The organism is Mariniflexile sp. TRM1-10 (genome assembly GCF_003425985.1).
Taxonomy (GTDB): Bacteria; Bacteroidota; Bacteroidia; order Flavobacteriales; family Flavobacteriaceae; genus Mariniflexile.
In genome coordinates this window covers 4031842-4044369 of the sequence record NZ_CP022985.1, presented here as the reverse complement: position 1 = coordinate 4044369, position 12528 = coordinate 4031842, and the positions used below count along the sequence as shown (strand labels likewise).

The following is a 12528-nucleotide window of genomic DNA, read 5'->3' as shown; positions in this document are numbered from 1 at the left end:
AGGTTTTTACAATTATGAATCGGGGCGGTGCCGAATCTATGATTATGAATTATTACCGACAAATAGACAAAAGCAAGGTGCAATTCGATTTTTTAGTCCATAGAAAAGAAAAAGCCGATTTTGACGAAGAGATTGAACGTTTAGGAGGGAAAATATATAGGTTTGATGCTATTAACCCCTTGTTTCCGGAAAAATATTACAAATCATTAAGAGCGTTTTTTAAGGAACGTCCTGAATATGAAATCATACACTCACATATTAATACCTTTAGTAGCTTTCCTTTAAAAATAGCTAAGGAGTTTAAAATCCCATGCCGCATAGCACATGCCCATATTGCCATTGAAGAAATAAAACTTAAAGACTTATTAAATAATAAAGAAAGCACTAAAGAACTAATTAAAAAAATTATTAAACTTAAATTAAAAAAAAATATTCATAAATATGCTTCACACTATTTTTCTTGTGGTGAAAAAGCAGGCAAATGGTTATTTGGGAATCAAACTGATTTTACTATAATGAATAATGCAATTAACGCCAATATATTTAAATTTGATAAATTAGTTAGTGCAGCCTATAAAAAAGAATTTAATTTAGAAAATAAACTAGTCATTGGTCATGTTGGAAGATTTAATAGCCAAAAAAATCATTCATTTTTATTGCAAATTTTTGCTTGTCTTGTAAAAAAGAAACCAAATAGTATATTGATTCTCGTCGGTGATGGTGAGCTGAGAAAACAAATACAAAAAGACGCAGAAAATTTAGATATCGCAGAAAAACTTCTTTTTTTAGGTATTAGAACGGATATCCCACAATTGTACCAAATGTTTGATGTTTTTGTTTTTCCATCTTTTTATGAGGGTTTACCAGTAACTTTAATTGAAGCACAAGCGGCAGGAATCAAAATTTTAGCCTCTGATAGTATTACAAATGAAGTATCTATAACAAAAGATATAGACTTTCTTTCTATCAACAATGCTCCTGATGTGTGGGCAGATAAAATTTTAGATAAGGTGCCATATGTAAGAAAAGATAATTTTGATTTAATTGAAAAAAATGGATATGACATTCATATGAATACAAATTTATTGGAAGATTTTTATTTGAAAACAGATAAATAATATGAAAAATTTAAAAGATATAATTTACGCAAAGTCCCCGCATTTTATACAAAATGGCATAGTGTCTATTTTTAATATTTTAGCTTATAAAGAAAGATATTCTGGTAAATACAAAGAATACAAAAACCGCTATTTTAACAACAAAGACCTAACATTAGGTGAGTTGATAACTGTACAGTCTCAAAAATATAAGGAACTCATTCATTATACAATGGAAAATTCTAAATATTACAAAAAAACATTAAATACAGTAGAAATTCCAGATAGTTTAGACAGAATTGATGAACTTCCTATAATGGATAAAGAGACATTAAGAAAAAATATTGATGAAGTATATACGATTAAGAAGGAAGATGGACATACAGCTAAAACAGGAGGTACAACTGGAAAGTCTCTTGAGGTAATTTATACGTCGTCTGACGTACAGGAGAGATTTGCAATCTTAGATAATTTCAGAAGTGGCTTTGGTTATAAACTTGGAAAGAAAACGGCTTGGTTTAGTGGAAAAAACCTTTTAAATTCAAAAGACATAAAGAAGAATAGATTTTGGAAAACAGATTATTTTTATAATGTTAGATATTATTCCACATTCCATATTCATAGTAAATATTTAGATTTTTATCTTAAGAACTTAATTTCTTATAAGCCAGAGTATATGGTAGGATTTCCTTCAACCATGTATGAAATTGCAAAATATGGCATTAATAATCAAATAATATTTCCTTCCAATATAATTAAAGCAATTTTCCCTACAGCAGAAACAATAACTCCTGATATTCGTAATGTCATTGAAGGGTATTTTAAGACTAACATTTACAATCAATATGCATCTTCAGAAGGTGCTCCATTTATCTTAGAATGTGTAAATAAAAATTTGCATTTAGAATTGCAAAGTGGCGTATTTGAAGTTCTCAATTCAGAGAACAAACCTAGTAGAAAAGGCAGATTAGTTGTTACTAGTTTTAACACACATGGTACACCTCTCATAAGATATGATATAGGAGATCAGATTGAATTACAAGATGGGTGCTGTTCTTGCGGTAATAACAATCCATTAGTTAAAGAAATTTCAGGTCGTGTTTCTGATTATATTTTTTCAGAAGAAATAGGAAAAATCAATTTAGGAAATATTTCTAATTGTTTAAAAGGCGTACAAGGAATCGTTAAATTTCAAATACAACAAGACTCTATCAAGCAGCTTTTAGTTTTAATTGAAAAAGATGACAATGTTTTTTCAATTAAAGATGAACAAACATTTTTAAAAAATTTAAGAGACCGCGTTGGAGAAAAAATTGGTGTTGAAATAAATTATGTGAATCAAATTCCAGTAGAAAAAAGTGGAAAGTTTAGATTAGTTAAAAATAATTTAAAAAAATAACCCAGTTGAAGTCATTATATATAATGCTTCAACTGGGGGAATATGAAAATTAATTACAAGAATTAGAATCTTGAAATATCTCATTAATAATATTAGTACTCGCAATGTAAATACATTGAAAACGAGTGTTTTCTGGATAAAATATTGAATTTGCTTCTATGTGTACATTAAAATTTTCACCCATTAGCAAAATCCCATGAGTATTTAATGACTTGATAATATTATTTACTATTTTAATTTCTTTAGTGTTTGTTAATTGAAGTTTTCCATTTGATGTATTATTTTCAAAAACAACACCCTTTGCTTGACTTAATGTAACTGAGGCGTTAGAAATACATTCATTTTCGAAAAGGCTAACCGTATAGTTTTCTTGTCCAACTTCTTGGTTTAATGTATCTATAAACAGATTGTCTGTAATTGTGGATATTTTATTTTTATATATATTTATATTATTTGCATTAGTATAGTGAATCATAATGCCTCTGCTTGATGGAACATTGCTAAATATATTATTATTATATATTTCTGAATCACTTATGGATTTTAATTGAATCCCTGTTAAGCAATTTTCAATATTATTCTCAAATATTTTAACATTTTTATGATAAGCAGAAATCCCAATATCATATCCTGATATATTATTTCCTGAAATTTGATTATCAAAAACAGTATCACCACTTCCCCCTGCATTAATAGCAGGAAAAACTTTAGATTTTGTAGATGCTTTAAATGTATTATTTCTTATTCTAGCACTTGAAGCGTAACTCCAATTAACTTTATTTTCAAATTCATTATTTTCAACTATAACATTTTCTCCAGTATAAATATTCAATCCTCCCACTCTACTTCCTGTTTCGGAGTTTCCTCTAAATACAACATCATATACTCTTTCATATAAAATAAGAGCACCTGTTATTTCATCCCTTGTTCTTACAGCTTCAATATTAACTGCAAAACCTACAACTCCTCCATCTGAATTTGGTCTATCTAATGCTGTGTCAATAAATTGATTATTTTCAAATAATATATTATTACCATCGGTTAAGGCTACTGACATCCTCCTATTATCTTTAAAAACACAATTTTTTATTGTAACATGATGTGAGGGAATATAATCTGGTTGGAAAGTAAAGTTAATAGAATTTATAAATAACCCTCCTTTAGATCCCATTTGCATATTTACATTATCAATAAGTATATTATTAGATCCATGAACTTCCATTATATGATTACCGCCTTCGCCTTTACTATGATTAGAATAGTCGTGTTCATCGCGATCTCCATGAAGATTACCTCCTTTTATTGAAGAATTAGAAACATCTCTAAAAGCTATTAACCTACCATCACTTGCATTATTTGGATAAGTTCTAAGATGTGTGTTATCTGTCAAAAACAAATTAAAATCAGAAGGTATATTTATAGCTTCAATACTTGGATAAAAATTTTGATTAGTTGTGGTACTAGTTACTTTACTCACTTCAAAATAAGCATCCATTTTATCTATTTTAAAAGTAGTAACACCCATGTCTTTCACACGAACCATCATAGATTCTAAAATATCTCTATTCTTTAAAGCAATTGCTGAAGTCGTTTCACCTTCAACAATTCCCCAACGTTTGGGGTTAAATTCAAAAGCAGGGTCTTTTAGTTGAGGCTTGGCCCCACCCATGGTTAAGGTACTGTTTAAAAGTTCACCAGAAATCGTGGCGTTATCCAAAAAATTAAGCGTACCGTTTATAATATCGCCGCCTTCATACACAATAGTAACACTAGAGGGTACGTTGATGGTAGCACCACCTAAATCCATAGTACAGTTAATAATAACGGTTTGGTTGGGCTGTAAGTTGTTTAAATCAAAATCACAAGGTAAACTGGCATCAGGATTGGTAGTATCAACATCTTCCTCCGGCGTAGTGCCATCGGGATCGTTAGGTGTCACAACCTCTGTAAGGTCTTCTACAAATAATTCCTCATTGTTACAAGAGGTTAAAAATAGCGTGAGGGTAAATACAAAAAGCATAGGTTTAATAATCATCTTCATAAGTTCTTGGTTTTAGGGAGCATAAAATTCATTGCGCAATGTTAAGGTTAAAATTAAAATTATCGTTTAAAAGTTTCATTTATTCGATGAAATGCTTTCGAGACATCAAAATAAAATCGTTAAAGTGTAATTTTCTATCGATAAAAGTAATTTTTTAGTGGTGCATTGAAATTATATACGTCCAAATACAACTTATAGACGTTTATATGTGAATTTTTTTTGAATCGCAAAAATATATATTAAATCCAGATTCCTAACTCGTTGTTAATAAGTACTGATAACTTTTTTTTATCCAACCAATTTTAAAAGGTTAAATAGTTAGAAAGTTAGATTGTTAGAAGGTTGAAAACTGTTTTTACTAAACGACCACAAGAACATAACCGTATTAAAAGTTAAGAGTTAAAAGTTGATTCAATATCCTAAATTCTGAATTCTGAATCATCAATCGTTAATCGTTAATCGTCAATTTTACTAAACAACAACAAGAACATAACCGTATAACCGTATTAAAAGTTAAAAGTTGATTCAAGTCCTAAATTCTGAATTCTGAATCATCAATCGTTAATCGTTAATCGTTAATCAAAAATCCTTAATTCTGAATCATCAATCATTAATCGTCTAACATCCAACCGTTCTCGATACAAAATGCTCCGTGCCTACGCGTTTCACTCGAACTGACAACCATCAACCAACCACCCAACCTGTCAGTTCGAGTGCGCAGCGTATCGAGAACCAAGCACAAAACATATCAAAACCCCATAGTTTTAATTACTTTTGAAATCAATCAACACTTTAAAATATGAGAATCTACTATGTATACATTTTAAAATGCGCAGACGAAACCTACTATACAGGATTCACCTCAAATCTTGAAAAAAGGATAATAGAACACACCGCTGGAAAGCACTCAGACAGCTATACATACTCAAGAAGACCTATAAAACTCATGTTTTACGCAGAATTTACAGAACCAAATATGGCTATTGACACTGAAAAGCAAATTAAAAAATGGTCTAGAGCAAAAAAAGAAGCTTTAATAAATAATGAATTTGACAAGTTGCCAAATCTTGCTAAGAAAAAATTTAACTCCAAATAGTTCTCGATACACTACCCAGCTTGTCAGTTCGAGTGATTTTCGAAGTATGAGAAAATGGTATCGAGAACCAAAATCTAAAAATCATCAATCATCAATCATTAATCCTACTACCCAACCGTTCTCGATACAAAACGCTCCGTACCTACGCGTTTCACTCGAACTGACATCAAAACATATTGTCAGTTCGAGTGCGCAGCGTATCGAGAACCGGATCTAAAAATTATGAATTATGAGTAAAAAGTTGATTCATAAACATAAAACACCATACTTACAAGTCTAAATTCAAAAATCGTTAATCGTAAATCATTAATCAATCATTAACCCACCCAACCTCCAATCTAACAATCCAAGAAGTCTAAACTTCCGCTTCTCCATTCACGTTTCACGGCAGTAGTTAGAAAGTTAAAAAGCTGAAAACTATTTTACTAAACGACCACAAGAACATAACCATATAACCTCATAACCACATTAAAAGTTAAAAGTTGATTCAAGCCCCAAATTCTGAATTCTGAATCATCAATCGTAAATCGTCAATCGTAAATCAAAAATCCCAACACATCATCTAATATATCGGCGTTTCAAATAAAATCTTAACCACATTGCAAAAAATAAAGTATGTTTGCCCACCAAGTCTATAATATTTAAACCCAACAAGGCGCCATTATGTTATTCAATTCCTTTGAATTTCTACTATTTTTCCCTGTCGTTTTTATCGGTTTTTTTATAACACCCTACAAATACCGATGGATATGGCTGTTAGCGGCAAGCTACTTTTTTTATATGGTTCACAGCCCCAAGCTGGTTATATTCTTACTCATTTCAACAACCGTAGACTATTATGCAGCTCTAAAAATGGCACGTGCAACAGCACGCGTTAGAAAATACTACTTGGCGTTAAGCATTGCTGTTAATATTGGAATGCTTTGCACATTTAAGTACCTAGCCTTTTTTTCCAATACCATCAACCAACTCCTTGTATTTTTAGGAATGGGCCATAGCAGTACCAATGCCATTGATACCTATAACTTTAGCCAATTATTACTGCCTATTGGCATTAGTTTTTACACCTTTCAAACCCTTAGCTATACCATCGATGTATACCGCCGAAAAATAGAACCCGAAACCCACTTGGGCTGGTTTGCATTGTATGTGTGCTTTTTTCCACAATTGGTAGCAGGACCTATCGAACGCGCATCACGTTTGCTGCCACAATTAAAACGGCAAACACAACTACATTTACCAAACATAAAACAAGGGCTGGTAACCATGGCATGGGGATTTTTTCTAAAAGTAGTGGTAGCAGACCGTTTGGGAGTTTACGTGGACGAAGCTTTTGAAAACGCCCAATCACCCCATGGCATTGCCTTATTTTTGGGAGCACTATTTTTTTGCTTTCAAATCTATTTCGATTTTTCAGCCTATACAGCCATTGCCATAGGTACTGCCAAAACATTAAACATCGATTTAATGCAAAATTTTAACCGACCATTCTTTTCCACATCGGCAAGGCAATTTTGGAAACGATGGCACATATCCTTTATGCATTGGCTACGCGATTATTTATACCAACCACTGGTTAAAAATTACAAATTAAGCAGGGTAACCGCTATTCTGATAGTCTTTTTTGTTAACGGTCTGTGGCATGGTGCCAATTGGACCTTTGTCGTATGGAGCTTGCTAAATGCCGTACTGCTCATTATAGAAGTTAGCACAAATAAAATAAGGCAGCAACTTATAAAAAAGCTAAAACTGCCCCAAAAAGTGGTGGCCTTTTTAGGATGGGCAATCGTTGGTGGCTACTTAATGCTCTCGCTGGTATTTTTCCGAGCCACAAGTATAGAGCACGCGGTGGTGTATATAAAAAGCATGTTTCAATTTGGCAGTTTACACATTAACATACTTAACAACTATATAGAGCTTGCAATTTGCTTGGTGCTAATAATATTGGTACAAACGGTTCATTACTTTAAAGGAAACAATAAAATACACGAACTGGTTATTGGAAAACCCACATACATAAGATGGAGTATTTACATAAGTTTTATAGCTATAATAAGCCTATTTGCTATAAACAGGCAAAACACGTTTATCTATTTTCAATTTTAAGAAACTATGAAGGGGCTCGTTATTAAAACTGTTATTTTTATTAGTGTATTTATAGGAACTTACCTATCTTTAGTCCACAAATTATCACAAGGATACGTTGACGATTATTATAAAAAATTCACACGGCCAGCAGGTAGTTTAATATTAGGATTATCAACAGCTAGTGAGGGCATCGTTCCAAGCATGATAGAAAAAGAACTTGAACCATTTGATTTTGAATGGCCTTTGGATAACTTCGCATTAGACGGAACACAGTCACAATTTGGCTCTGTATATCTGGATGCTATCAAAAAAAAATTAAAGCAAACAACTTCCAAAAAGCAACTCTTTATCTTATCGGTTGCTCCAGGTAGTTTTGCAGCACAAAAACAAGCCAGTGATGAAGATATTAACAACATGGATAAAAAAACCATCTTAGGAAAAATAACCGAATTTACATCAAATCCGAATTATAATTACATCATCAACACTTACGGACAGCCTTTGTACAATGCCCTACACAGTCATGACCAATGGAATCATAAAACCTCACACGCTAATGGCTGGAATGAAGTTCAAATAATAACCCAAGGCGATACCATTCCTGAAAGCGATATGAAATACTGGAAATCGCTTACTTTACAATATTTAAATAAAACTGTTGAAAATCAAATAGTTTCTAATTATCGTAAAAATAGTTTTTTTGAACTGCTCACCTTTTTAAAGTCTAAAGGTGAGGTGTTTTTAGTTCGTTTACCTGCCGACCAAGAGGTTTTGACAATTGAAAATACATTTTGGCCTAAATTTGATGTCGAAATGGACAGCATCTCTAAAGTATACCAGGCCCCATATTTTAATTATACCCATAAACACAATCAGTTTAAAACCTACGACGGCTTACATTTAGAATCCCAAAGCGCAAAGCAGCTCACAAAATTACTAGCAGCAGATATAAAACACAACATAACAACCCAATACCCAATCACCCCCTCCCCATGCTACTAAGTAAATTATTTAATACAAAATACCTTGCTTACGAGTTATTCTTAAATGATGAACTTAGTGATTTATATGTGCCACATATTTTAAATAAAAAAACCAATACAGAAATAAAAGAGTCCATTACCAGTAAAAATACAGCGGTTAAACTGTTAACAATTGTGTGCGATATGCCATCTTATTTACAAATTCAATCCGCAAACACCAATAAAAAGCTAGGCCAATTAAACATAAAACAATACAAAGGGTTTTTGGTTAACTTATCCAACCACAGCACGGTAACATCCTATATGGATACGCATTTAAGCAAACGAAACAAAAAAAACCTGTTTTCAAAGCAAAGAAAGTTAGAGCTTAACCATCAAATTAGATATGAGGTTTTTACGGGTATCATGGAAAAAAAGGAATACGATTATATTTTTGAGGTCTTCTATAACTTATTAAAAGAAAGGTTTAAAGAAAAAAAAATATACAACAGATACCTCCCCAAATGGAGTGCGCTACAAGCGAGCAGCTACGAGAAAATTGTAAACAAAAAAGCATCCTTACATGTTATTTTCGATAAAGACAAGCCCATCAGTATTACCCTAAATTACCACCTTGCCGATATTACCTTTAGCCACATACAGGCCTATGACATTAACTATTCCAATTACAATTTGGGAGATATTAGCATATACAAACAATTGGAATGGTGCATATTAAATGATAAAACAATTTTCGACCTATCCATAGGTAAAACCGATTATAAATCAAAGTGGTGCAACGAAACCTATGTTTTAAACTACCATATTTTTTATAAAAAACACATCGTACTCCCCGTCATGTTGGCGTATGCAACTAAAATGGAATTACTCACGAAGCAGTTTTTAAGAGATAAAACCTTTATTGGCAACAAATGGTCCATAGATAAAATTAAATACCGTTTAAACTAAATAACCCGTTGGATGTAATTATGGAAAATAAATCTAGAATGAATTATTGATTTGACTATTTACAGTAGCTATTTTGTTAATCACTAACCATTAATCACTAATCATTAATCACTAATCATTAATCATTATTCAAATATGCCAAAGTGGTTACAGTATATAAAAGCAAAACCCATTAACTTCCTAACGGTTTTACTGCTAGAGCGAACAGCCTCTACATACTACCAAACCATTGCCATTAAGGATTCCAAAATCAAAAATAACGAAACACAAGGCAAAACCACCGAAGCCATTTTAACAAATGCCTGTTGGATGGTTTTTGATGTACCCAACTACCTGGAAACAACACCCTATAGCAATACAAAAAGCATAACATTAAATACCTTTACAGGAACCTCGATAAATCTTAAAAATTACAAAAATTTTAAAGACTATATGGAATGTAAGTTTAGTGCAAAGCGCAGAGCCCAATTTAGAACCTTCGAAAAGCGACTAAACCAATCATTCAACATTTCCTATAAAACAATTTATGGCAATACCACGCCACAGGAGTTTAACACCCTATTCAACCAGCTGTATAAAATGCTAGAAACCCGCTTTGTTGAAAAACAAATGGTGAATGATGAAATACCCTATTGGGAATATTATAGAGAAAAAATATACCCATTAATACAAAACAAGGAAGCGTTTCTATCGGTCATTTATGCCGATGAAACCCCCATAAGCATAAGCATAAACATGATAAGTGGTAAGGCGGTGTACGGATATTTAAAATCGTATGACACCAATTTTTCTAAATTTTCAATAGGCTTTTTAGATTTGATAAAAGTAACCCAATGGGCCTTTGAAAACAACTTGGAAGTATTCGACTTTTTAAAAGGACATTACGATTATAAATCCAAATGGACTGATACCGAATATCATTTTCAAAAACAAATAGTTTACAACCCTAAATCGGCAGTAGCAACCACAGTAGCATGGTACAATGCCTTTAAAATAAAAGGATTTTACGCCATGGTTTCGGTTTTAAAAACACTGCAGGTTCATAAATTACTTAAAAAAGGTATCCAATGGAAATACAACCTAACGCACAGAAACAATAACAACCACAACAAACAGTTCACCGTTTTAGAAACGCTGCCCATAACATATTTAGAAAACTACAACGCACTAAAGCTTATAGATATAAACCAACAACCGTTTACCTTTTTAAAAAAGCCGGTATGCGATTTCCTGTTTAACCAGCAAGACCATATTGCCAACATCAAGGTTTTTACAAACGACGAAAAACAGCAAACCTTTGCCATTACAGGAACCAAAAACTTCCAAATAATAAGCCATGCCTAGCCTAACAAAACTTACATTTTTAAAATCGTGGCTCGCCGACAACAACCTACCAGCTTGCTACGGAGCCATGTATCTAGGCAATACCCTACTGTATAAAAACACGGAACATCAACACACCAATACGGCGCAGCTGCAAATAGTACAAGATGTACCAGACTATTTAACTATAAATGTCCGTGAAAATAGCGGTATTAAACTAAAAACCGTTCAAACACTAAAAGGCCATGTAGTAGAATTGGAAACCTTTAAAACCCTAAATGATTATTTACTACAAAACTTTAACGCCAAAAACAGGAATAATTTAAAACGCTACGTAAAGAAATTGGAAACCTGCTTTCCCATTACCTATAAAGTTTTTTTTGGTGCTATGGATAGACAGGAATATGATGCCCTTTTTGTAGCCTTGGAAGCCCTGTTAATTAGGCGATTTCAACAAAAGCAAGAAGCCAATTACGAACTGCAGCATTTAGAGGAATTCCATAAAACCATATACCAATTGGTTCTGGATAAAAAAGCAAACATGTTTGTCATTTACGATGCCCACACCCCTATTAGCATTCGCATAAATTTATTTAATAACAACTTGGGCTATTACATCATTAGTGCCTACGATATCGACTACTCCAAATTTCATTTAGGAGCCATCGATATGCTTAAAAATATTGAGTGGTGCATCACTAAAAACTATAAACTATACGATTTATTAAAAGGCTATAATAACTACAAAAGCAAATGGGCAACACAGGTGCATTTTTATAACACGTACATCCTGTACAACCCAAAACAACTAAATGCGGTTTGTACAGCCAATTACCAAGCTTTTAAAGAAAAATGCCGCTACAAACTCTACCACTTCTATTTAAATAACAAGATAAGCGCACACCATAAACGTTTAAAAAAACAACTGTTTCGTTTTACACATCAGGAAAACCCCGACAGCAACTTTAAAATAAGCATAGAAACCACAACCCTAGCAACAGGAAACCTAAAACCTATTGACATTAGAGATGATAAAGCCTACCATTTTTTAAAAAATAGCGTTTATAATTTTTTATACGAAACCAACACCCCAATCAATGCGGTTAAAGTTTTTATCGAAGCTAACAATCCAAACTGTTTTATAGTCCAAGGACGTAACAAAAATCAAAAAATAACAATAACCAATAAAACTAAAGTAAATTAATATGTCCAAAAATTACCAACATGCTTGTTTATTCATTTAATCGTTTAATTGTAGAATTGTAGAATCGTTAACTGTCAATTGCTAATTGTTAATTGTCAATTGTTAATCGCTAATTGATCATGTCAGACTGAGCGCAGTCGAAGTCCTATTTACCAACATGGTTGTTTATCCGTTGATTCGTTTATTTGTTTAATTAAACCAAAAACCATCAACCATTGACTAATGACTAATGACTAATGACTATTTTTATATTGTTTATTCGTTTAACCGTTGAATTGTTGAATTGATTGTTGACCACCAGCTATTGGCTTTTGGCTATTTTGTATTGTTTATTCGTTTATTTGTTTAA

9 protein-coding genes are annotated in these 12528 nt (G+C 32.3%); 8 read left to right on the top strand and 1 reads right to left on the bottom strand.

Features of this window, described 5'->3' with window-relative positions:
- Positions 1–44 precede the first annotated feature (44 nt).
- Both CJ739_RS16805 and CJ739_RS16800 read left to right on the top strand, forming a co-directional pair.
- Entirely contained in the window at positions 45–1118 is a 1074-nt protein-coding gene (locus CJ739_RS16805) for a glycosyltransferase family 1 protein (protein WP_236951536.1), read from the top strand.
- Between the two features lies 1 nt (position 1119).
- Positions 1120–2496, top strand: a complete 1377-nt coding sequence (locus tag CJ739_RS16800) for a phenylacetate--CoA ligase family protein (RefSeq protein ID WP_117177395.1) — start codon at positions 1120–1122, stop codon at positions 2494–2496.
- Between the two features lie 49 nt (positions 2497–2545).
- Here CJ739_RS16800 and CJ739_RS16795 read toward each other — a convergent pair whose 3' ends face one another.
- On the bottom strand, positions 2546–4537 hold the full coding sequence (locus CJ739_RS16795) for a right-handed parallel beta-helix repeat-containing protein (protein WP_117177393.1): 1992 nt from the start codon (positions 4535–4537) through the stop codon (positions 2546–2548).
- Between the two features lie 799 nt (positions 4538–5336).
- Here CJ739_RS16795 and CJ739_RS16790 point away from each other — a divergent pair.
- The 6 genes from CJ739_RS16790 to CJ739_RS16765 all read left to right on the top strand — a co-directional run bounded on the left by CJ739_RS16790 (position 5337) and on the right by CJ739_RS16765 (position 12179).
- Complete coding sequence (locus tag CJ739_RS16790) at positions 5337–5633, top strand: GIY-YIG nuclease family protein (RefSeq protein ID WP_117177391.1); 297 nt, start codon at positions 5337–5339, stop codon at positions 5631–5633.
- Between the two features lie 852 nt (positions 5634–6485).
- Positions 6486–7739 carry an MBOAT family O-acyltransferase gene (locus tag CJ739_RS16785; protein ID WP_236951535.1) on the top strand — a complete coding sequence of 418 codons (1254 nt, stop codon included), beginning with the start codon at positions 6486–6488 and terminating at the stop codon, positions 7737–7739.
- A gap of 6 nt (positions 7740–7745) precedes the next feature.
- Complete coding sequence (locus CJ739_RS16780; protein WP_117177387.1) at positions 7746–8723, top strand: hypothetical protein; 978 nt, start codon at positions 7746–7748, stop codon at positions 8721–8723.
- Positions 8714–9652, top strand: a complete 939-nt coding sequence (locus CJ739_RS16775) for a GNAT family N-acetyltransferase (RefSeq protein WP_117177385.1) — start codon at positions 8714–8716, stop codon at positions 9650–9652. The genes CJ739_RS16780 and CJ739_RS16775 overlap by 10 nt, the downstream gene beginning before the upstream one ends.
- Before the next feature lie 135 nt (positions 9653–9787).
- Entirely contained in the window at positions 9788–10996 is a 1209-nt protein-coding gene (locus CJ739_RS16770) for a GNAT family N-acetyltransferase (protein ID WP_117177383.1), read from the top strand.
- Positions 10989–12179, top strand: coding sequence for a GNAT family N-acetyltransferase (locus CJ739_RS16765; protein ID WP_117177381.1), 1191 nt, complete (start codon positions 10989–10991; stop codon positions 12177–12179). Before CJ739_RS16770 ends, CJ739_RS16765 begins: the two co-directional genes overlap by 8 nt.
- Positions 12180–12528 lie beyond the last annotated feature (349 nt).

Excerpts from the sequence above, each read along its gene's own strand:
- CJ739_RS16795 (WP_117177393.1), bottom strand. The coding sequence starts at position 4,537 with ATGAAGATGATTATTAAACCTATGCTTTTTGTATTTACCCTCACGCTA.
- CJ739_RS16765 (WP_117177381.1), top strand. The coding sequence starts at position 10,989 with ATGCCTAGCCTAACAAAACTTACATTTTTAAAATCGTGGCTCGCCGAC.
- CJ739_RS16805 (WP_236951536.1), top strand. The coding sequence starts at position 45 with ATGAATTATTACCGACAAATAGACAAAAGCAAGGTGCAATTCGATTTT.
- CJ739_RS16785 (WP_236951535.1), top strand. The coding sequence starts at position 6,486 with ATGGCACGTGCAACAGCACGCGTTAGAAAATACTACTTGGCGTTAAGC.
- CJ739_RS16770 (WP_117177383.1), top strand. The coding sequence starts at position 9,788 with ATGCCAAAGTGGTTACAGTATATAAAAGCAAAACCCATTAACTTCCTA.
- CJ739_RS16775 (WP_117177385.1), top strand. The coding sequence starts at position 8,714 with ATGCTACTAAGTAAATTATTTAATACAAAATACCTTGCTTACGAGTTA.
- CJ739_RS16780 (WP_117177387.1), top strand. The coding sequence starts at position 7,746 with ATGAAGGGGCTCGTTATTAAAACTGTTATTTTTATTAGTGTATTTATA.
- CJ739_RS16800 (WP_117177395.1), top strand. The coding sequence starts at position 1,120 with ATGAAAAATTTAAAAGATATAATTTACGCAAAGTCCCCGCATTTTATA.
- CJ739_RS16790 (WP_117177391.1), top strand. The coding sequence starts at position 5,337 with ATGAGAATCTACTATGTATACATTTTAAAATGCGCAGACGAAACCTAC.